At 72.9% G+C, this 21,336-nt stretch carries 18 protein-coding genes; 8 read left to right on the forward strand and 10 right to left on the reverse strand.

The annotated features are described in order from the left end of the window. Positions 1 to 42: 42 nt before the first annotated feature. Positions 43 to 687: a TetR/AcrR family transcriptional regulator C-terminal domain-containing protein gene (locus BGO91_RS05105; protein WP_290471790.1), complete on the forward strand. Its 645-nt coding sequence runs from the start codon at positions 43 to 45 to the stop codon at positions 685 to 687. Here BGO91_RS05105 and BGO91_RS05110 read toward each other — a convergent pair. Further along, positions 668 to 1,045, reverse strand: a complete 378-nt coding sequence (locus BGO91_RS05110; RefSeq protein ID WP_290471791.1) for a DUF3566 domain-containing protein — start codon at positions 1,043 to 1,045, stop codon at positions 668 to 670. The genes BGO91_RS05105 and BGO91_RS05110 overlap by 20 nt on opposite strands. A 149-nt stretch (positions 1,046 to 1,194) precedes the next feature. Between BGO91_RS05110 and poxB the strand changes: the two genes are divergently transcribed. Beyond that, entirely contained in the window at positions 1,195 to 2,928 is a 1,734-nt protein-coding gene (poxB, locus tag BGO91_RS05115; protein ID WP_290471792.1) for a ubiquinone-dependent pyruvate dehydrogenase, read from the forward strand. A 233-nt stretch (positions 2,929 to 3,161) separates the two neighbouring features. Here the strand turns inward: poxB and BGO91_RS05120 are convergent, their stop codons facing one another. The 4 genes from BGO91_RS05120 to BGO91_RS05135 form a co-directional block, all read right to left on the reverse strand. Further along, complete coding sequence (locus tag BGO91_RS05120; RefSeq protein ID WP_290471793.1) at positions 3,162 to 3,560, reverse strand: hypothetical protein; 399 nt, start codon at positions 3,558 to 3,560, stop codon at positions 3,162 to 3,164. Between the two features lie 77 nt (positions 3,561 to 3,637). After that, a complete protein-coding gene (locus tag BGO91_RS05125; protein WP_290471794.1) occupies positions 3,638 to 5,443 on the reverse strand; it encodes an LCP family protein in 1,806 nt (601 codons plus the stop codon). Positions 5,444 to 5,571: 128 nt separating this feature from the next. Continuing rightward, complete coding sequence (locus tag BGO91_RS05130; RefSeq protein ID WP_290471795.1) at positions 5,572 to 6,051, reverse strand: MarR family transcriptional regulator; 480 nt, start codon at positions 6,049 to 6,051, stop codon at positions 5,572 to 5,574. Between the two features lie 47 nt (positions 6,052 to 6,098). Next, a complete protein-coding gene (locus tag BGO91_RS05135; RefSeq protein WP_290471796.1) occupies positions 6,099 to 6,644 on the reverse strand; it encodes a hypothetical protein in 546 nt (181 codons plus the stop codon). 84 nt (positions 6,645 to 6,728) lie between these two features. Between BGO91_RS05135 and BGO91_RS05140 the strand changes: the two genes are divergently transcribed. Continuing rightward, a complete protein-coding gene (locus tag BGO91_RS05140) occupies positions 6,729 to 7,325 on the forward strand; it encodes an NAD(P)H-dependent oxidoreductase (RefSeq protein WP_290471797.1) in 597 nt (198 codons plus the stop codon). Positions 7,326 to 7,420: 95 nt separating this feature from the next. On the opposite strand, the gene BGO91_RS05145 is transcribed toward BGO91_RS05140, so the two are convergent. The 3 genes from BGO91_RS05145 to BGO91_RS05155 form a co-directional block, all read right to left on the reverse strand. Continuing rightward, positions 7,421 to 8,197 carry a DNA-formamidopyrimidine glycosylase family protein gene (locus tag BGO91_RS05145; protein ID WP_290471798.1) on the reverse strand — a complete coding sequence of 259 codons (777 nt, stop codon included), beginning with the start codon at positions 8,195 to 8,197 and terminating at the stop codon, positions 7,421 to 7,423. Positions 8,198 to 8,308: 111 nt separating this feature from the next. Then, entirely contained in the window at positions 8,309 to 12,910 is a 4,602-nt protein-coding gene (locus tag BGO91_RS05150) for an ATP-dependent helicase (RefSeq protein ID WP_290471799.1), read from the reverse strand. A 316-nt stretch (positions 12,911 to 13,226) separates the two neighbouring features. Further along, positions 13,227 to 13,877, reverse strand: a complete 651-nt coding sequence (locus BGO91_RS05155; protein WP_290471800.1) for an alpha/beta hydrolase-fold protein — start codon at positions 13,875 to 13,877, stop codon at positions 13,227 to 13,229. A 115-nt stretch (positions 13,878 to 13,992) separates the two neighbouring features. Here BGO91_RS05155 and BGO91_RS05160 point away from each other — a divergent pair, with 115 nt between their 5' ends. Next, positions 13,993 to 14,577, forward strand: a complete 585-nt coding sequence (locus BGO91_RS05160) for an NUDIX hydrolase family protein (RefSeq protein WP_290471801.1) — start codon at positions 13,993 to 13,995, stop codon at positions 14,575 to 14,577. A gap of 21 nt (positions 14,578 to 14,598) precedes the next feature. Here BGO91_RS05160 and BGO91_RS05165 read toward each other — a convergent pair whose 3' ends face one another. After that, a complete protein-coding gene (locus BGO91_RS05165; RefSeq protein ID WP_290471802.1) occupies positions 14,599 to 15,258 on the reverse strand; it encodes a TetR family transcriptional regulator in 660 nt (219 codons plus the stop codon). Between the two features lie 59 nt (positions 15,259 to 15,317). Here BGO91_RS05165 and BGO91_RS05170 point away from each other — a divergent pair, with 59 nt between their 5' ends. The 3 genes from BGO91_RS05170 to BGO91_RS05180 all read left to right on the forward strand — a co-directional run bounded on the left by BGO91_RS05170 (position 15,318) and on the right by BGO91_RS05180 (position 17,801). Beyond that, positions 15,318 to 16,211: an SDR family NAD(P)-dependent oxidoreductase gene (locus BGO91_RS05170; RefSeq protein WP_290471803.1), complete on the forward strand. Its 894-nt coding sequence runs from the start codon at positions 15,318 to 15,320 to the stop codon at positions 16,209 to 16,211. 128 nt (positions 16,212 to 16,339) lie between these two features. After that, entirely contained in the window at positions 16,340 to 17,197 is an 858-nt protein-coding gene (locus tag BGO91_RS05175) for an alpha/beta hydrolase (protein ID WP_290471804.1), read from the forward strand. Next, positions 17,190 to 17,801, forward strand: coding sequence for a TetR/AcrR family transcriptional regulator (locus tag BGO91_RS05180; protein WP_290471805.1), 612 nt, complete (start codon positions 17,190 to 17,192; stop codon positions 17,799 to 17,801). The genes BGO91_RS05175 and BGO91_RS05180 overlap by 8 nt, the downstream gene beginning before the upstream one ends. 109 nt (positions 17,802 to 17,910) lie before the next feature. Here the strand turns inward: BGO91_RS05180 and BGO91_RS05185 are convergent, their stop codons facing one another. Then, positions 17,911 to 19,584 (reverse strand): DEAD/DEAH box helicase, encoded by a 1,674-nt coding sequence (locus BGO91_RS05185; RefSeq protein WP_290471806.1) that lies wholly within the window; start codon positions 19,582 to 19,584, stop codon positions 17,911 to 17,913. Positions 19,585 to 19,841: 257 nt separating this feature from the next. Between BGO91_RS05185 and BGO91_RS05190 the strand changes: the two genes are divergently transcribed. Beyond that, positions 19,842 to 21,336 (forward strand): AAA family ATPase (locus BGO91_RS05190; protein ID WP_290471807.1); only part of this gene is annotated, 1,495 nt, incomplete at its 3' end.

The raw sequence follows: 21,336 nt of genomic DNA on the forward strand, positions 1-21,336 counted from the left end.
CTGAACACTGTTCACCTGAACAGCGTTCACTATAGTGGGATCGTGAGCGGGATCGAAAGCGGACGCAGGCACACACGCGACGATGTGGCGCGCACGGCGCTGCGCATCCTCGACGACCACGGCCTGCCCGATCTCACGATGCGCCGGCTCGCCGCTGCGCTCGACGTGCAGCCGAGCGCCCTCTACTGGCACTTCCCGAACAAGCAGTCCCTGCTCGCCGAGCTCGCCGACCGCATCGTCGCCGGCCCCGCCGCCCCTCCCGCACCGGACGACGAGTGGACGGACGCCCTCCGCACCGAGGCCGCCGCCCTCCGCGACGCCCTGCTCGCCTACCGCGACGGCGCGGAGGTCGTGGCGAGCACCCTCGCGCTCGGGCTCGGCTCCGGAGTCGCCCTCGACCGCCTGGCGGGCGCGGTCACCCGGGGCGGCTTCGACGAGGCGACCGCCCGGCGTGCCGCGACCGCACTGCTGCACTTCGTGCTCGGCCACGTCTCGCACGAGCAGCAGCGCCTGCAGTACGACAGCCTCGGGGTGCTGGCGGATCCCACGGATCCCGTCGCCGCCGGGGCCGACGGCGGCTCCGGGCGAGCGGACGATCCCGCGACCGATTTCGCCTTCGGCGTCGACCTCTTCGCCGGCGGCCTCGAGCTCCTCCGGACAGGGGAACTCAGTCGCCCCCGAAGGTGACCTTCCAGCCGCCGACCACGTTGGTCGCGAGGTTGAACAGCGCGGCGAAGATCGCGCCCAGCGCCGACACCACGATCAGTTCGAGCAGCGCGACCACCAGCGTGAACGTCATGAAGTTCGGGAACGTGATACCCGCGACGAGCTGGGCCCCCTGCGAGCCGGCGACATCCTCCAGGAAGCTGCGGGCGAGCCCGACCGCACCGAACTTGTCCAGCGCGGCCCAGAGCAGGAGCGCGATGACGACGGTGATCGCCGCCACGATCAGGCTGACCAGGAACGACATCTTGAGCGCCGACCAGAAGTCGATGTAGACGAGGCGCATGACGGCTCGCTTCGACTGCTTCTTGCGTGCCGACATCCCCGGACACCTCCCCGAACACTGCCGTCCCGTAACGCGGGACAGTCCCCTCGGCACAGTCTAACCGCCCGCCGCGCAACCCCTCGTCAGGGCCGTGGGCGGGGGCGTAGCGTGGGGAGCATCGCCCGCCGAACGTGAGGAGCATCCCTATGCCGACCGTCGCCGACACCATCGTGGAGATCATCCGGGACGCGGGGGTGAAGCGCGTCTACGGCATCCCGGGCGACTCCCTCAACGGGTTCACCGACGCCCTGCGCCGCGCCGGCGACGTCGCCTGGGAGCACGTGCGGCACGAGGAGGCGGCGGCCTTCGCCGCGGCGGCGGAGGCGGCACTGACCGGCGAGCTGGCTGTGTGCGCCGGCAGCTGCGGCCCCGGTAACCTGCACCTCATCAACGGCCTCTTCGACGCCAACCGCAGCCGGGTGCCCGTGCTCGCGATCGCCGCGCAGATCCCCGGCCCCGAGATCGGGAGCACCTACTTCCAGGAGACCCACCCGCAGGACATGTTCCGCGAGGCGGCCGTCTACACCGAGCTCGTGTCCATCCCGGAGCAGCTGCCGCGCGTGCTGGAGATCGCGATGCGCACCGCGGTCGAGCGCCGCGGCGTCGCCGTGGTCGTCGTGCCGGGCGAGATCTTCCTGAAGGAGAGCGCCGGTCGCCGCAAGTCCGCGCCCATCCTGTACTCGCCGCGCGTCACCCGCCCGGCTGACGCCGAACTGCGCGCCGCCGCCGACATCCTGAACGGTGCCAAGAAGGTCACCATCCTCGCCGGCGCGGGCGTCGAGGGAGGCCACCCCGAGCTGATCCGTCTGGCCGGCGCGCTCAAGGCCCCGGTCGTCCACGCCCTCCGCGGCAAGGAGTTCATCGAGTACGACAACCCGTACGACGTCGGGATGACCGGCCTGCTCGGCTTCTCCTCCGGCTACCGCGCGATGGAGTCGTGCGACGCGCTGCTGATGCTGGGAACCGACTTCCCGTACCAGCAGTTCTATCCGTCCAAGGCGAAGATCATCCAGGTCGATCTCCGCGGCGAGAACCTCGGCCGCCGCACGCCCGTCGACCTCGGTCTGGTCGGCAGCGTGAAGGACACCGCGGAGGCGCTGATCCCGCTGCTCACGGAGCGCTCGGACACCAAGCACCTGGACTCCTCGACCGCCCACTACGCCAAGGCCCGCAAGAGCCTGGACGAGCTGGCCGTCAACGACCACAACCGCACGCCCATCCACCCCCAGTACGTAGCCCGGCTCATCAGCGAGCTGGCCACCGACGACGCCGTCTTCATCCCCGATGTCGGCTCGCCGGTCGTCTGGGCCGCCCGCTACCTGCGGATGAACGGCAAGCGTCGCCTCATCGGGTCGTTCTCGCACGGGTCGATGGCCAACGCCGTTCCGCACGCGATCGGCGCTCAGGCCGCCTTCCCCGACCGCCAGGTCGTCGCGCTCGCCGGAGACGGCGGACTCGCCATGCTGCTCGGCGAGCTGCTGACCCTGCGGCAGAACAAGCTGCCGGTGAAGATCGTGGTGTTCAACAACTCCTCCCTCAACTTCGTCGAGGTGGAGATGAAGGCCGCCGGGTTCGTCAACTTCGGCACCGGCCTCGAGAACCCCGACTTCGCCCAGGTCGCCCAGGCCATCGGGCTGCACGGGCAGCGGGTGGAGAAGCCGGACGAGCTCGAGAGCGCCCTGCGCACCGCGTTCGCGCACGACGGCCCCGCGCTGATCGACGTCGTGACCGCGCGCCAGGAGCTCAGCATCCCGCCGGCGATCACCGCCGAGCAGGTCAAGGGCTTCACGCTCTACGCGCTGCGCACCATCATGTCCGGCCGCGGCGACGAGCTCGTCGACCTCGCGGACACGAACATCTTCCGGCGCCTGTTCGACTGAGGCCGCGCCCGCCCGGGTGCCCGGGTGCGTGGATGACTGCGCTCGCTTGGTACGTCCGCTGCGCGGCGAGCCGCCGCAGAAGTACCGGCGCGAGGCAGTCGTCCGCGCGAGGGCGTCCGACGTCGGTGATGCAGACCGTGTCGCTGTAGCTCATCGCCGGGAGGACGAGGCGGTCGCGGTAGCGGATCCCGAGTCGAGCGGTCGTGAAGGGTTCCGAGGCCGTCCGCCGTGGGTCAGCGGCTCCGGCGCCGGGCCGCGCCGATCGCGACGGCGATCAGCAGCAGCGCCTGCACCGCCACCCCGACGACGAGCAGCCACCCGAGGCCGGCGATGGCGACCGCCGGATACAGCAGCGCCAACGGCACGACGATCGCCGCGGTGATCGCGACCAGGATGATGGTCCGCTGCGCCCGGGGAGCGGCCGGCGCACGCCGATTCAGCGCCGGCACGACCAGGAACGCAGCGAACACGAGGGCGAAGGACGCGGCGGTGAGGCCAACCGGAGGGGTTTCCTCTCGCGCGAGGAACACGGCCGGCGCGGCGGTGACCACCACCAGCACCCCGAGCAGCAGAACCGCCGACGATGCTGCTGTCGGGACGTAAGGGCGTCGCAGGATCTCCTGTCCGGGCATAGGCCTAGCATCCCAGTTCGGCCACAGGAGCACTAGAGCAAGAATTCTCAATTCTGGATATCAGCTGCGGCTCAGCGTCAGTTGATGCAGACCGTGTCGCTGTAGCTGGTCGCCGGGGACGACGGCGTCGGCGCGGGCGCCGATCCCGAGCCCGACGATCCCGAACCGGAGGACGAGCCGGAGCCGGAGCCGGAGCCGGAGCCGCTGGACGCGCCGCCCGCGCCGGGCATGATGCCGTCGTCGCCGAGCACCACGGTCACGCCGGAGACGCTGCTCGTCTCCTGCACGGCCGCGCCGGGGAGGAGCGCCGCCACGGCCTTCGCCTGCGCCTCCTGGCCGGACGGGTACTGGATGGTCGTCGTCGCGGTGGTGTCGGCGTCGCCGGGGTTGCCGGTCTTGAAGCCGGCGGCGGCGAACGCCTGGGTGGCGGTGGCGGCCGCACCGTTCTGGCTGCCGCCGTTCAGCACCGTCACGGTCGTGTCGGCCGGCTTCGCCGCGGTCGCCTTCTCGTAGGCGCTCGGGGTGCCCATCAGGCTCTGGATGAACGCGGGCATCGCGGCCGTGTCCACCTGCACGATGGAGAGGTCCTCGCCGTCGACGGTGATCGTCGGGGTGCCCGAGATCGGGATGGTCGCCGACTGGATCTTGCCGCCGGTGAGGCCTTGCAACTGGGCGCCGAGCTGGAGGAAGTTCAGTCCGGGGTCGGTCTCGAGCGAGCCGCTGACCGCATCGAGGACGTTGGTCAGCTTGCCCGGGTTGAGCAGGGTCCCGGCCGAGAGGAACTTGTGCGCCTCCACGGAGAGGAAGTACTGCTGGCGCACGACGCGGTCGAGGTCACCGCGCGGCAGCCCGTGCCGCTGGCGCACGAACGACAGCGCCTGCTTGGCGTCGAGCGTCGAGACGCCGGCGGGGAAGTTCGCTCCCGAGTACGGGTCGTCGACCGCCTCGTTGAGGCACACCTGCACCGGGCCGAGGGCCTGGGCGATCGTGTAGAAGCCGAGCAGGGAGACGCGCACGTAGTGGTCGATCGACAGACCGGTGAGGTTCTGGACCGTCTGGATCAGGAGCTTCGCGCCGCTGGTCGGATCGGTCCCGCCGCCGCCGAGGGAGAACGCGGCGTTGAGCTTGTTCATGCCGTGGCCCGGCACATCCACCCAGGAGTCGCGGGGCAGCGAGATGAGGGTCGCCGACTTCCCGTCCGCCGGGATGTGCAGGATCATCATCGTGTCGGTGTTCGTGCCGCCGCCGTCGTCGGTCGTGCTCAGCTGGTCGAGCTCGGCCTGGCTCGCCCCCTCGGGGCGGTGGTCGTCGCCGACGAGGAGGATGTTCTGGTCGGTGCCGTCGACATCCTTGCCCGACTTCGAGATCACGTCGACATGGCTCACGCCGTTGACGAAGCGGAAGTAGCTGTAGGCCGCATAGCCGCCGAGCACCACGAGGAGCACGGCGAGGGTGCCGGCCGTCCACGCGATGATCCGCTTGGTGCGCCGGCGCTTGCGCGGGTCGCGCCCACGGCCGCGCTTGCCGGGGCCGCTGCCGCCCGGGCCGCCGTCGTCGCCGCGCCCGCCATCGCCGCCGCGTCCGCCGTTGCCGCGTCCGCCGCTCCCGCGCCCGCCGCGTCCACCGCTGCGGACCGCGTCGTACGGCTCGCCCGCGCTCGCGCCGCTGCCGAACGGGTCGAACCCGCCGCCTGCGGCCGCCCCGCCTGCCGCCGCGGCTCCGCTCCCGGCCGCGCCCGATCGCACCTGCGACGCGGGGCGCGTCGCCCGCACCGGCCGGCGCGGGTCGGCGGCGGGCGCACGGCCGAAGGCCTCGGTCGCCGGCTCGCGGTCTTCGCCGCGGTCGTCGGCGCCGGGGGTGTCGGGGAGGTTCGGACGTCGCACATCAGAACGCTAGAGGGCGTCGCCTGAAGAGGGCCTGGTTTCCGCGGCGTTCCCGACGAATCGCCAGGGTTTCGCCCCCGACCTCCCAGGCGCGCCTCAGGTGCCGGACGGCGGCTCTGCGAGAACCCTCAGTCCGCGTCGCCCATCGCGGCCGTCATGCGCTCCGAGATCGCGAGCAGCGCGTCCTGCTGCTCGGGCGTGATGGCGTCGTACAGGATGCGGCGGATGGTCGCCGTGTGCTCCGGCAGCGCCCGCACGACGACGCGACGGCCCTCGCCGGTGAGCTGGATCCAGCTGGCGCGCCGGTCCTCCGCGCAGTCCTGGCGCTCGACCAGCCCCCGCCCGGCCATGCGGGTCACCTGGTGCGAGACGCGGCTCTTCTCCCAGCCAGTGAGGGCGACGAGGTCGCGCACGCGCAAGCGGCGCCCGGGGGAGCGGACGAGGGCCATCAGCACCTCCAGCTCGGAGATCGAGATGCCGTTGTCGCGCTGCAGCTGCACGTCGAGCGTGCGGTCGAAACCCCGGCGCATCAGGTAGAACGCGTGGAAGAGGCGCTCTTCGTCGGCGCTGAGCTTGCGCGGGTCTGGCTGGGTGCGCGCGGTGGGCATACGTCATCCTCGCACGCGGTGGGCGGTGACGACCCGTGCCCCGGCCGTCAGTGGGCGAGCTGCTCCAGGAACACGACGAGCACCCCGAGCGCGACGATCACGGCGAGCACGAGCAGCTGCTTCCATCCCGCCAGGCCCGTGCGCGAGACGGCGATCCGCGCCACGACGGCGAGCGACACGATCAGCGCGACGATCGCGACCGTCATCGCCGTGTGGACGGCCACGACGCCCCCGACCGCGAGCAGCAGCATGATCACCGGCACGACGAGCACGCCGAGAGCGCGGGAGGCGACGGCCACCATGTGGCGGAACTCGAGGGCGCTGGGGAGCGTGGTGTGCACGATCATGTGCGAGACGAGGTCGGAGGCGAGGCCCGCGAGCAGCACGCCGACCACCGAGATCAGCATCGTCCACAGCACGTCGCCCGGGACGAGGTGCTCGCCGTGCCCGTTCAACGCCACCAGCACGGCCAGGGCCGTGAACGTCGCGTAGATGCGCTCGCGCAGCCGGTCGCCCGCCTGCCGGCGCTGCTCCTCGGTCGCGTCGGAGGGCAGACGGGTGTCATCGGGCCGGTCGTCATCCCGCGCAGGCATGCGAGAAGCCTACGGGACGGGAATGCCGACGGCCGTGGCGCGGTTCGCACTCGGTGACACGTCACCCAAAACGAAGGATGGACAATGACGAAGATCGCGATCATCATCGGCAGCACCCGGCCGGGCCGCAACGGCGAGGCCGTCGCCCGCTGGGTCTACGAGCATGCCGCGAAGCGCGCGGGCGTCGAGTACGAGCTCGTCGACCTCGCCGACTGGAACCTCCCGCACCTCGACGAGGCGATGCCCGCCGCGATGGGGCAGTACGCGAACGACCACACCAAGGCGTGGGCGGCGAAGATCGCCGAGTTCGACGGCTACCTGTTCGTGACGCCCGAGTACAACCACAGCACCTCCGGCGCCCTCAAGAACGCGATCGACTTCGTCGGCGCCGAGTGGGCCAACAAGGCCGCGGGCTTCGTCAGCTACGGCGTCTTCGGCGGCGCCCGCGCCGTCGAGCACCTGCGCCTCGTGCTGTCGCAGCTGCAGGTCGCGACCGTCAGCGCCTTCGTCGGCCTGAGCCTCGCGCACGACTTCGAGAACTGGTCGCTGAAGCCCACCGCGCAGCAGGAGGCGGCCCTCACCCCGCTCTTCGCCCAGCTCGAGTCCTGGGCGGCCGCCCTCGAGCCCGTCCGCACGGCTGCCGCCGCACCCGCCGCCCCTGCCGAGGACGCCGCCGCCTGACCCGCGCACGCTGACCTCCCACCGCCGAGAGGGCGAACAGTCCGCCCTCTCGGCGGTTTCGCGTGCACGTCGCGCCGTCTCGACGCCCCCCGCGGCTAGGTCTGGCAGACAGGGCAGAAGTAGGTGACGCGCTCCTCGAGCTCGGTGCGGCCGAGCTCGGTGCGCCGGATGCGCGTCCCGCAGCGGCGGCAGGGCTGCCCGCCGCGGCCGTACACCCAGGTGTTGCGGCCGCGGCGCGTGTCGCCCGTCGTCACCCGGCGGGGCCGGTCGCGGTTGGCGACGATCAGCCGGTGGCCGAGGTCGACGGCCGCGGGCACATCCACCTCGCCGACGGGACGGGTGGGCAGCATCCCGCGCAGGAAGCACAGCTCGTTCGCGTAGACGTTCCCCAGCCCGGCGAGGTTGCGCTGGTCGAGCAATGCGACCGCGATCGGGGTCTCGGGATGCGCGGTGATGCGCCGCACGGCCTCCTCCGCATCCCAGTCGGCACCGAGCAGGTCCGGTCCGAGATACCCGACCGTCTCCTCCTCGCGGGACCTCGGCAGCACCTCGAGCACGCCGAGCAGGAACCCCACCGCCTCCGACTCCTCCGTGCGCAGCACCGCGCGCGCCTGGAACGCGGGATGCCGCCAGCGCTCGCCGGCGCGGTACACCTCCCACGAGCCCTCCATCTTCAGGTGCGAGTGGATGGTGTGCTCGCCGACGCGCATCAGCAGGTGCTTGCCCCGGCTCACCACTTCGTCCACGCGCTCGCCGGAGAGGTCGACCGTCGCGTACGCCGGGACGCGGAAGTCGGTCGCCGTCAGCACCCGCCCGGCCAGGGCCTCCCGCAGCCGCCGCGCCGCCTGGTAGACGGTGTCACCCTCGGGCACGCGGCCTCCTCGCTCCGGGGGCGACGGGCGCGGCGGTCGCGGGCTCAGCGGTCCCGGGCACAGCCATCACGGGCGCAGCCATCCCGAACGCAGCCGTCCCGAACACACCCCTCACGAGCGCAGCCGCAGCCCGCGCGGGATCGGCAGGAAGCCGGCCTCGGCCAGGGCGTCACCGGTGGGCGTGCCCAGGACGAAGCCGCCGTTCACGGTCTCGACCGCGAGCTTGTCGACGCGCCGGCTCGTGACGAGCGCGGCGAGGGCCCGGGAGGCGGCGGCGAGAGTCGCGGTCGCCTCCGCATCCTCCGGGTCGGCGAAGGAGAGCAGGCTCTTGCCGCCGCGCTCGACGTACAGGGCCAGCTCGCCGTCGACGAGCACGACGAGCGCCCCCGCCTTGCGGCCGGGGCGGTGCCCGGTTCCGGCCTCGCCCGGCACCGCCGGCCACGGGAGCGCAGCGCCGTACGGGTTGGCAGGATCGGTCGCCGCCAGCGCGATCGCGGCGTGCTCCCGCTCCTGCAGGGGGTCACGGGTGAAGCCGCGCAGCCGGTCCACCGTGGCGCCGGTCGCGAACTGCGCGGCGCCCAGGGTCTCCACGAAGTATCCGCGCCGGGCGCGCCCGGTCTCCTCGAAGCCGCTGAGCACCTTGTAGGCGAGGGCGAAACCTCCCGGCGTCCCCTCGTTCATGACCGAGCCGCGGGTCACCACCCCGTAGCGGTCGAGCAGCGTCTCGGCCTGCCCGTGCGCGCGCACTGTGGAGTCGAGGTCGCGCTCGGGCAGCAGCGACCAGCGCCCGGCGACGGTGGGCGGCCCCATCCGCGTCACCATCGCCGACCGGACCGCCGCGCGCCCGCGGTACATGCGGGCGCGGGTCGGCTGCCGTGGACGCTTGTGCGCACCGGAGCCGCCGCCCGTGAGCGTGCGGAGCGGGGCGAGCGTGTCGTTCGTGACGAGGCCCGCCCACACCAGATCCCAGAGGGCGGTCACCAGCGCGGTGTCGTCGACGGGCTCGCCGGCGGCGACCCCCATCGCGTCCGACAGCTGGCGGAAGAAGAAGCCGCCGCCGCGCGCCAGCGCGTCCAGCACACCGCGCTGCAGCTCGTCGGTCTCGTGGTCGCCCGGAGGCGCCAGGGTGAGCGGGGCGCTGTCGGCGAGGTGGAGGCTCGTCCAGCCGTCCGAGCCGGGCAGCGAGCCGTCGCCCGCCCAGATGACCTCGCCGGTCGCGGTGAGCTCATCCAGCATGGTCGGGCTGTAGTCCGCGACGCGGCTCGGCAGGATCAGCGACTCCCACGCCGACGCTGGGATGCGCGCCCCGGCGAGCTGCTCGATCACCGAGGCCACCGCATCCACGCCGCGCAACGTCGACCCGACGTGCTGCCAGTCGGGCAGGAACCGCGCGAACGTGGCGGTGTCGACCGGCTCGACCTCGTGGCGCAGCGCGGCGAGCGACATCCGCCGCAGCCGCCGGAGCACCTCCGCGTCGCTCCACTCGCTGCCGTGCGCGTGCGGCCGGAACTCGCCCTCGACCACGCGGCCGTCGTGCGCCAGCCGGCGCAGCGCGTCGTGCACGATGGCGGTGCCGAGGCCGAACCGAGACGCGACGTCCGACGTCTCGAACGGCCCGTGGGTGCGCGCGAAGCGGCTGACGAGGTCGCCCAGCGGGTCGTCGACGGGCTCGATGAAGGCGACGGGCACGCCGATCGGCAGGGGGACGCCCAGCGCATCCCGCAACCGGCTGGCGTCCTCGATGGCGGAGTAGCGCTCGACGCCGGCGATCGTCACGGCGAGGGCGCGCTTCGTGTCGACCAGCGCGGCCAGATGCGCGGACGCCTCGGCGAGGCTCTCGCTCTCGGAACGCGCCGCGACCTCCTCGGCGTTCAGCGGTCCGAGCAGGCGCAGCAGGTCGGCGACGCCCTCCACTCCCCGCACGCGGCGCTCGGGGTCGAGGCGCTGCAGCTGCAGCTCGACCCGGTCGATCACCGCGGGGTCGAGCAGCTCCCGCAGCTCGGCGCGGCCCAGCAGTTCGGCCAGCAGCCCGGTGTCGAGCGAGAGCGCGGCGGCGCGGCGCTCGGCGAGCGGGCTGTCGCCCTCGTACATGAACGCCGCGACGTAGCCGAAGAGCAGCGACCGCGCGAACGGCGAGGCGATCTCGGTCGCGGCCTCCACGATCCGGATGCTCCGCTGCTCGATCTGCTTGGCGATCTCGTCCAGCGCGGGGAGGTCGTACACATCCTGCAGGCACTCGCGGATGGTCTCGAGGATGATCGGGAAGCTCGGGTACTTGCGCGCCACATCCAGCAGCTGCGACGCCTTCTGCCGCTGCTGCCAGAGCGGCGACCGCTTGCCCGGGTTGTACTTGGGCAGCAGCAGGGCGCGGGCCGCGCACTCGCGGAAGCGGGAGGCGAACAGCGCGGAGCCGCCCACCTCGTTGGTCACCAGCTCGTCGAGCTCCTGCGGGTCGAAGACGAACAGCTCGCCGCCCGGAGGCTGGGATTCCGTGTCGGGAATACGCACGATGATGCCGTCGTCCGCGGCCATCGCGCCCGCGTCGATCCCGTAGCGCTCCCGCACGCGCGCCTGCACTGCCAGCGCCCACGGCGAGTGGATCTGCATGCCGTACGGGGAATGCAGGATGACGCGCCAGTCGCCGAGCTCGTCGCGGAACCGCTCGACGACCAGCGTGCGGTCGGTCGGCACATAACCCGTCGCCGTCTTCTGCTCGGCGAGGAACGACAGGAGGTTGTTCGTCGCCCACGCGTCGAGCCCCGCCTCCACGCAGCGCAATTCGGCGTCGGCGGGGGAGGCCGTGCTCAGCTCGCGCTGGAAGGCGCCGACCGCGCGCCCCAGCTCCACCGGGCGGCCGAGTCCGTCGCCCTTCCAGAACGGCAGGCGCCCCGGCTCGCCGAATGCGGGGGTCACCAGCACGCGGTCGTGGGTGATCTCCTGGATGCGCCAGCTGGTCGAGCCGAGCGCGAACACGTCGCCGACACGTGACTCGTAGACCATCTCCTCGTCGAGCTCGCCGACGCGGCTGGCCTTCTCGCCCACCATGTAGACGCCGAAGAGGCCACGGTCCGGGATGGTGCCGCCGCTCGTCACCGCGAGTCGCTGCGCGCCCGGGCGCCCGGTGATCGCGCCGGTGTCGCGGTCCCAGACCACGCGCGGCCGCAGTTCGGCGAACTCGTCGGACGGATAGCGCCCGGCCAGCAGGTCGAGCGTCGCGTCGTAGGCGCTGCGGGGGAGCGTCGCGAACGGTGCGCTGCGGCGCACCATGTCGAACCAGTCGTCCGCGTCGATCGGCTCGAGCGCGCAGGCCGCGACGGTCTGCTGGGCCAGGATGTCGAGCGGGTTCGCCGGAACCCGGAGCGTCTCGATCAGCCCCGCGGTCATCCGCTCGGTGGCGACGGCCGAGTGGATCAGGTCGGCGCGATGCTTCGGGAAGACGACGCCGCGGCTCACCTCGCCCACCTGGTGGCCGGCGCGGCCGACGCGCTGCAGCCCGCTCGCGACGGACGGCGGGGCCTCCACCTGGATGACCAGGTCGACCGCGCCCATGTCGATGCCCAGCTCCAGGCTGGAGGTCGCCACGACGCAGCGCAGGCGCCCGGTCTTGAGGTCGTCCTCGATGAGCGCGCGCTGCTCCTTGCTGACCGAGCCGTGGTGCGCGCGCGCGAGCACGAGGGCGTCGGCGTCGTCCGCGACGGCCTGCGCGCCGCGCGTCTGCCCGGAACCGCCCATCAGCTCGGCCGGCGGGCGCCGTTGCGCTCCCGCGTCGAGCTCGCCGCCCAGCACGCGCTCCTCGTAGATCTCGTTGAGGCGCGCCGTCAGCCGCTCGGCCAGCCGTCGCGAGTTCGTGAACACGATCGAGGAGCGGTGCTCGACGACCCGGTCCACGATCGCCTCCTCCACGTGCGGCCAGATCGACCCGGCCTGCGGCGGCGAACCGTCGTCGTTGCCACTGGCGAAGGTGGAGGTGCCGAGCTCGCTCATGTCCTCGACCGGCACGACCACGCGCAGGTCGAACCGCTTGCCCGACGGCGGCGCCACGACCTCCACCGGTCCGCGCCCGCCGAGGAAGCGCGCGACCTCCTCGGGCGGCCGCACCGTCGCGGAGAGCCCGATCCGCTGCGCCGGCTTCGGCAGCAGCGCATCGAGGCGCTCCAGGGACAGCGCGAGGTGCGCCCCGCGCTTGGTCGACGCGACGGCGTGCACCTCGTCGACGATCACCGTCTCGACCGACGTCAGCGTCTCGCGCGCCTGCGAGGTCAGCATGAGGAACAGCGACTCGGGCGTCGTGATCAGGATGTCCGGCGGGTTCGTCACGAGCGCACGTCGGTCGGACGACGGAGTGTCGCCCGAGCGCACACCGACCGTCACATGCGGCGGCTCCGCCCCGAGCCGCTTCGCCGTCTGCGTCACGCCCACGAGCGGCGCGCGCAGGTTGCGCTCCACGTCGACACCCAGCGCCTTCAGCGGCGAGATGTAGAGGACCCGCGTGCCCTTCGGGGCGTCGGGAGCCCGCTGCTCGCTCGCGAGCCGGTCGATCGCCCAGAGGAACGACGCCAGCGTCTTGCCCGAACCGGTCGGCGCGATGACGAGGGCGTGCCGGCCGTGCGCGATCGCCTCCCAGGCTCCCTCTTGCGCGGGAGTGGGCGCGGCGAACGCCCCGCGGAACCATTCACGGGTCGCGGGGGAGAACCGCTCGAGCACGTCGCCCATCCCCTCCATCCTGCCCCCGACCCCCGACACCCGGATCCCCTCCGCCACATTTGTGCCAAATGTCGCCTTTGCCGCGCCGTTTCCCGCGATTTGTTCCAAATCTCGCCGGCTCTCGTGGGGGTGCGCCGCCTTCCACTACTCGAGCCGAATCTCGTGGGCTCGCGTGGCGCGCACCGCCCCTCGCGATTTGTGCCAAATGTCGCCTTTGCCGCGCCGTTTCCCGCGATTTGTACCAAATCTCGCCGGCTCTTGGGGCGCGGGCCGTATCCCGGGTCGCGTCCCGGATGTCGGGAGGCAGGAAGGGCAGGCGCGAGCGTCAGCGGGGCAGCTGCGCGCGGATGAAGGTGGAGATGTCGCCGAGCTCCAGGGGGGAGATGCCGTGGCCGAGGCCCTCGTAGATGCGGGCGTCGAGCGCCGAGTGGCCGGGCAGCCACGCGGCCGTGCGGTCGATGGAGGCGGCGGGGATGGTGTCGTCCATCGTCCCGCGCCCCCAGAACACGGGGACGGGGTCGCGCGTGAGTGCGGCGTCGCCCTCCTGCGCGCCCTGCACGACGAAGCCCGAGAGCTGCACGGCGTAGTCGAAGCGCTCCGGGGCGAGCCGCAGCAGCTGCAGCGCCATCGCGCCGCCCTGCGAGAAGCCGAGCAGGCCGGTCGGGGCGGCCGGCTGCTCGTCGAGCCACGCGAGCACGGCGCGGGCGGCGGCGTCGGCGTTGCCGGCGAGAGGATCGCTCGGCACGTTCGTGAAGCGGGAGAACCAGGCGAAGCCGGGGCCTTCGGGGATGGGGGCGCGCAGCGACGCGATCACCGGCTCCAGCGGCAGGTAGGCGGCGATCCCGAAGAGGTCCGCCTCGTCCGACGCGTAGCCGTGGAGGAGCACCAGGAGGGGCCGGCCCTCCCGGTCCTTCTCACCGGCGGACCAGAGCACGGCATCGCGGTCGATGTGGAGGTCGGGTGTGGGGATCGGCACACCGACCATTCTGTCCCCCTGCCGAATCGCTTCACAGCCCCCGATCGCGTGCCGCTTGTCCACAGATCCTCGGGTCCGGGAGGCCGTGCGGGCGTGCGTTCCGTACTATCGACCCATGAGCGTGCGCACCCCGGATCCCGATCCGACCCCCGATCCGCTGCCGGGCAACGGCGGCCAGCCCGGCCCGGCCTGGCTGAGCGACATCGAGCTGGAGCAGATCCGGCGCCGGCTTCCGCTGCTCTACGTCGAGGCGGTGCCGGTGCGCGTCGACGGGCTCGGCCAAGTGACGCAGGTCGGCATCCTGCTGCGCGCCAACGCGATGGGGGAGATGACGCGCACGCTCGTCTCGGGGCGCGTCATGTACGGGGAGACCCTGCGGGAGGCGCTGTTCCGGCACCTCGAGAAGGACCTCGGCCCGATGGCGTTCCCCCTGCTGCCGGCGAGCCCCGTGCCGTTCCAGGTGGCGGAGTACTTCCCGATGCCGGGGGTCACCGCCTACACCGACGAGCGTCAGCACGCCGTGTCGCTGGCCTATGTCGTCCCCGTCACCGGCACCTGCGAGCCGCGTCAGGATGCGCTCGAGCTCACCTGGATGACGCCGGAGGAGGCCGTGTCGCCGACGGTCGCCGAAGAGATGGAGGGCGGCCGGGGCGCCCTGGTCAAGACCGCCATGGCGTCGGTGGGGTGCGTCGCGCCGTAGCCTCCGCGCGCGGACGTCCGTTCAGGCGTCCGCGTCCATGCCCGCCAGCAGCGCGGTGAGCACCCGGGTGAGCCGTGGGCCGACCTCGACGATCGCGTGGCGGAGCCGCGGGTCGCTGCGGTAGACGGCCTCCAGCTCCGGCCCGGGCGTCGCCATCTGCCACTGGGCGCCGGCCATGCTCGTCGCGGTGGCGATCACGTCGATCGCCTGCAGTTCGGTGAGTCCCGGCCGCAGGCGCCGCAGTTCGCCGGCGATGGCCTCCACGTGCACGTGCACGTCGAGCTTGAAGTCGCGTACCGTCTCGACCGACACGTTCCGTTCGAGGTTGAGCGGGGTGTGGGCCAGGAGGTCGCAGAACAGCGGGCGAGCCACGAGCGTGTCGCTGAGCGCCGACGCGAGACGCAGCGGCGACGCGGTGCGCCACGACGACAGCAGCGGCAGGAGCCAGCCCGCCCACGACCGCCACTCCTCCGCGGTGAGGCGCAGGAAGATCTGCTCCCGGGTCTCGAAGTACCGCAGCAGCCCGGACTTGTGCATGCCGACGGCGTCGGCGATGTCGGTGAGGGTGACCTCCCGGGTGCCGCGGCGTTCCGCCTCCGCGCGCGCGGCGGCCAGGATCGCCTCCTCGCGCGCCAGCTTGGCATCGGCGGAGCGCGCTCGCTCGAACGGTGCCGTCGTCATGGTGCCATCCTAGCGCAACGAGGTTGCGTTATTAACGAAACAGTGTTGTACTAACTCGCATGACTGAGTTCACCTGGTTCATCACCGGTTCGTCGCGTGGCTTCGGCCGCGCCCTCGCCGAGGCCGCCCTGCGCCACGGCGACCGCGTCGCCGCCACGGCGCGCACCCCCGAGCAGCTCGCCGACCTCGTCGCCGAGTACGGCGCGGACCGCGTCGTCGCCCTGCCCCTCGACGTCACCGATCCCGCCGCAGCCGCGTCCGCGCTCGCCGCCGCCCGCGACCGCTTCGGCCGCATCGACGTGCTGGTCAATAACGCGGGCTACGCCAATGTCGCTCCGATCGAGACGGGTTCCCCCGCCGATTTCCGCACCCAGTTCGAGACCAACTTCTGGGGCGTCTACACCGTCTCGACCGCGGCCATCCCGCTGCTCCGCGAGCAGGGAGGCGGCCTCGTCGTGCAGTTCTCGTCGGTCGGCGGCCGGGTCGGCGGGTCGCCGGGCATCGGCTCCTACCAGGCGGCGAAGTTCGCCGTCGACGGCTTCAGTCGCGTGCTCGCCGCGGAGACGGCCCCGTTCGGCGTGCGGGTGATGGTCGTCGAGCCCAGCGGGTTCGCGACCGACTGGGCCGGGTCATCCATGGGTGTGGACGACATCCCCGCCGACTACGAGCAGACGGTCGGTGCGATGGGCGCGATGCGCGGCACGCGCGTCATGGCCGGCGACCCGGTGCGCGCGGCCGAGATCCTGGTGCGGGTGGCGCACGCGGACGAGCAGCCATCGCATCTGCTCCTCGGCCGCACGGCGCAGGCCATGGCGATCGACTACTCCGAGCGGCAGCTGGAGGAGGCGCGGGCCTGGAGCGACGTCAGCATCTCCGCCGACAGCGGCGAGGAGTACCCGGTCCCGCTCCCCGGCGAGGAGTACCCGGTCCCGCTCGCCGGCGAGGTCCGCTGAGCGCCGCTGAGGGGCACGGGGCGCAGCTGAGCGCCGCCGAGCCCGCTGAAGCCCGCTGAGGCCCGCGGAAGCCGCGACCACGGAATCAGCTCTTGCGCTCCGTGGCTAATGGCATTAGCTTTACGGCTATGAACACTTCCATCGCCTCGCAGGTCCACTTCCTGCAGCGCCCCGAGGGACGCATCAGCTACACTGTCGAGGGCTCCGGCCCGCTCGTGGTCGCCGTCCCGGGGATGGGCGACCTGCGCTCCAGCTACCGCGAGCTGCTCGGACCCCTGGTCCAGGCCGGCTACCGCGTGGCCGTCACCGACCTCCGTTCGCACGGGGACTCGGACACCGGATTCCGCACGTTCGGCGACATCGCGACGGGTGAGGATCTGATCGCGCTGATCGACGAGCTCGGCGGCCCGGCGGTCGTGCTGGGCAACTCCATGGGCGCGGCGGCCGCCGCCTGGGCCGCGGCCGAGCGGCCCGACGCGATCGCGGGGCTGGCGCTCTACGGGCCGCTGCTGCGCGATCCCGCCGCGAGCCGGGCGACCGCCGCGTTCCAGAAGGCGCTGTTCGGCGTCGTCCTGGCCCGCCCGTGGGGCGCCGCATTCTGGGCCGGCTACTACAAGAAGCCCCTCAACAAAGGGCACGCGGCGCCGTGGCTCGACGAGCACGTCGCCGCCATCCGTGCGAACCTGCGCGAGCCCGGGCGGCTGCGCGATTTCCGGCGGCTCGCCCTGCAGCTGACGCACTCCGTCGTCGAGCCGCGCCTGCCCCAGGTGCAGGCGCCGATGATCGCCTTCGTCGGCGAGTTCGATCCCGACTTCCCCGACGCGGCGGCGGAGGCCGACTGGATCGAGTCGCTCGGCGCCCGCGTCGTCCGCGTCTCCGACGCCGCCCACTATCCGCACGCGCAGCGCCCGGACGTCACCGTCCCGGCCACTCTGGAGTTCCTGCAGGAGCGCCGCGCGGCGGGATGGGCGGGCGCGCGTGCCTAGGGCCGGCCTCAGCCGCTCCGCGGTCACCGCCGTCGCGCTCGACCTCGTCGACGAGGGCGGGGTGAACGGCTTCGACCGCCTCACCCTCGCTGCCGTCGCCGCGCGTGCGGGCGTCGCGGTGCCGAGCCTCTACAAGCACGTCTCCTCCCTCGACGACCTGCGTCGGCTGGTCGCGACGGAGGCCGTGTCCGAGCTCACCCGCACGCTCGCGGCGGCCACCATCGGGCGGTCGGGCGTGGACGCGGTGCGTGCGGCGGCCGTCGCCATCCGCGGCTACGCGCGCGTGCATCCCGGCCGGTACGCCGCCACGCAGATCGCACCGGACCTCGCCGACCCGGCGGACGCCGAGCTCGCCTCCCGGGCGGAGGAGACCCTGCGGGTGCTCTCGGCCGCCCTCCGCGCCTTCGGGCTGCCGGACGACTCGAACGTGGATGCGATCCGCATCCTGCGCAGCTCCCTCCACGGCTTCGTCAGTCTGGAGCTGGGTGGCGGATTCGGCCTCCCGGACGACCTGGATCGCACGTTCGACCGTCTGGTCGACGTGCTCGTGGCGGGCCTGGAGGCGATGGCCGGACAGCGGGCCGCGGAGCCGCGGCCCGCGTAGCGGCCGAAGCGGCCGGAGACGAACGAGAGCGGGGCCGCGACGCGCCCCGGTCGTGATGACCGGATGGCGTGTCGCGACCCCGCTCTGCGTGGAGTGCCGGGTGCCGGGCTCAGCCGCGCGCGCGGCGCGAGCCGAGGCCCCGGCTGGTGCTGCCGTTGACCAGGTCGCCCATGCGGATCTGCCCGCCGGAGCGACGGTTGTCGCCACCGCGCGACGGCGACTGCTTCGCCGACGAACGCTCGGTGCCGTGACGGCCGCCGTCGACCGCGTCGCGTCCGCGACCGCCGTGCGAGCCGTTGCCGGACTGACCGCCGCGACCCTGACCGCCCTGGCCGTTCTGGCCCTGGCCGCCCTGGCCGCCGCGGCGACGCCCCTGGCCGCCCTGCTGACCGTCGCGCTGCTGACCCGCGACCGCGCCCGCGCCGTCACCGGCCGAGCCGTTCCCGCGTCCGCGGCGACGGCGACCGCCGCCGCCGGCCGACTCGCCGGAAGGCGCCTGCGTGCGGCGCTGGCCGCCCGACTTCTGCGCGCCGGAGCGTCCGCCGCCGGCCGGTGCGCCGCCCTGGCGTCCGCCACCCGACGCCGCGGGGGCGTCGGCGGGGGCGATGCGCTCGGCCCGCTCGCCGACGAGGTCGGTGACGGCGGGGGAGTCGGCGGTGACCTTCTGCGGGGTCACGGTGATGGCGGCGTTGCGCAGGAGGACCTTCACGTCGCCGGCCTGCTCGGTGAGCATGACGGTGACCACGTCGCCCGCGCTGCCCGCACGCGCGGTGCGGCCGGAGCGGTGGAGGTACGCCTTGTGCTCCGCCGGCGGGTCCACGTGCACGACGAGCTCGACGTCGTCCACGTGCACGCCGCGCGCGGCGACGTCGGTGGCGACGAGCACGCGCACCTCGCCCGAGCCGAACGCGGCCAGGTTGCGGTCGCGGGCGGGCTGGGACAGGTTGCCGTGCAGGTCGACCGCGGGCACGCCCGACGAGGTGAGCTGCTTGGCGAGGCGCTTGGCCTGGTGCTTCGTGCGGGTGAAGAGGATGCGGCGGCCGCGGCCCGAGGCCAGGGCCGTCACGAGGTCCTTCTTGGCGTCGGCGTCCCGCACCTCGAAGACGTGGTGGGTCATCGCCGCGACGTGGCTGGTGGCCTCGTCGACGGAGTGCATCGCCTCGTTCTGCAGGAACCGCTTCACGAGCTTGTCCACGCCGTTGTCGAGCGTGGCGGAGAACAGCATGCGCTGGCCGCCGGTGGGCGTCTTGTCCATGATGCGCGTGACGACGGGCAGGAAGCCGAGGTCGGCCATGTGGTCGGCCTCGTCGAGCACGGTGATCTCGATCCGGTCGAGCGAGATCTCGCCCTGCTTCATCAGGTCGTCGAGGCGGCCGGGGCAGGCGACGACGATGTCGACGCCGGCGCGCAGCGCCGAGACCTGACGGCTCTGCGAGACGCCGCCGAAGATCGTGGTGATGGCGAGGCCGGCCGAGTCGGCGAGCGGCTTGAGGGTCGCGGCGATCTGCGTGGCGAGCTCGCGGGTCGGGGCGAGCACGAGGCCGCGCGGGCGGCTGCTGCGGCCGCGGCTCGGCGCGCCGTCGGAGAGACGGGCGACGAGGGGGAGGCTGAACGCGATGGTCTTGCCGGAGCCGGTCTTGCCGCGTCCGAGCACGTCGCGGCCCGACAGGGTGTCGGGGAGGGTGTCGGCCTGGATGGGGAACGCCTCGGTCTTGCCGTCGGCCGCGAGAACGGCGACGAGGGGAGCGGGCACGCCGAGATCGGCGAAGGTCGTGGTGGTCACTGGTGCCTTTCGGGCATAAGGCCCCGGCGCGGGTTGTCGGACGCACGGGACGTAGTGGCGAAGGTGCGGGATGCACGTTTCGTTCGCCGTGAGAAAGTGGCGCAGGCGGGGCGGGGCCCGTCGCTTGCGCGGTGCGTTCTACGACGCAGGAGCCGTCGGATGGCTCGCAGTGACTCCATCCTACCGTGTCTGGCTGAGAGCGCAGTCCCGGGTGGAGGTCGTAGACTTTCGGCCCGGAATCGAGAGGCGGTCATCGGGTGCACGAATCGGAACTCGATCGCGAACGCGCGGTCGTCGAGGGCCTGTACGAGCGTCTGGACGCGCTCCGCGCCGAGACGGCGGATCGGCTGACCCGCGTGCGCCGCGAATCGGTCGGCGGCAACCACCAGGCCCGCAGCGAACGGGACGCGTTCGCCCGGCTGTATGAGGATCAGCTCATCCAGCTGCGCGACGTGGACGCCCGCCTGGTCTTCGGCCGCCTGCTGCTGGAGGAGCCCGTCGACGGCTCCGCCCACCGGTACATCGGCCGCATCGGTCTGCGCGACGACGACCAGCGCTCCCTGCTGGTCGATTGGCGTGCGCAGCAGGCCGGCGCGTTCTACCAGGCGACCGCGAACGAGCGGATGGGCGTGCGCGCACGTCGCCACCTCACCATGACCGGCCGGGAGGTCGTCCGGATCGACGACGAGGTCTTCGACGAGGCCCTGCTCTCCGGCGACCGCGAGGCGGGGGAGAGCGTGCAGGGCGAGGGCGCCCTCCTCGCCGCCCTGAGCGCGCAGCGCACCGGCCGCATGGGCGACATCGTCGCGACCATCCAGGCCGAGCAGGACCGCATCATCCGCTCCGACCTGCGTGGCGCGCTCGTCGTGCAGGGCGGCCCCGGCACCGGCAAGACCGCCGTCGCGCTGCACCGCGCCGCCTTCCTGCTCTACGCGAACCGGCAGCGGCTGGGGTCGTCCGGTGTGCTCGTGGTGGGCCCGTCGACCGCGTTCCTGCGCTACATCGAGGCCGTGCTGCCCTCCCTCGGCGAGACCGGCGTCGTGCTGCAGACGCTCGGCGAGCTGTTCCCGGGGGTGGAGGCGACGACGGACGACGAGGCCGAGGCCGCGCGCCTGAAGGGCTCGGCGCAGATGGCGCGGCTGCTCTCGCGGGCCGTGCGCTCCCGGCAGAAGGCGCCCGACGAGCCCCAGACCGTGGTCGTCGACAACGAGCGCCTCGTGGTGCAGCCCGATCTCATCCAGCGCGCCATCGCCAAGGCCCAGCGCTCCGGCAAGCCGCACAACGTCGCGCGCGTCACGTTCGTCAAGCACGCGCTCGCCGAGCTGACGGACCAGCTCGCCGCCCAGCTGCGCGCGTCCGGCTCCACGCTCGACGACGCGGATCTGAAGGTGCTGCGGGAGGACCTGCGCACCTCGTACGACATCCGCGTCCTGCTCAACACGGCCTGGCTCCCGCTCACCCCGCAGAAGCTCCTGCAGGACCTGTACGCACGTCCGGCGTGGCTCGCGGAGCTGACTCCGCGGTGGACCGACGCGCAGCGCGCCGCCCTCCAGCGCGACCGTTCGGCGCCGTTCACCGTCTCGGACGTGCCGCTGCTCGACGAGGCCGCCGAGCTGCTCGGCGACTTCCCGGGCCGGCCCGATCCCGCTGCCCGCGAACGCGACCGGCAGCGCAAGCGCGACATCGAGAACGCCAAGGCCGCCATCCGCAACATGGGGGGGGAGGGCCTGGTCAGCGCCGAGCAGCTGGCCG

The sequence above is a fragment of the Leifsonia sp. 71-9 genome (assembly GCF_001898805.1).
Taxonomy (GTDB): Bacteria; Actinomycetota; Actinomycetes; order Actinomycetales; family Microbacteriaceae; genus Leifsonia.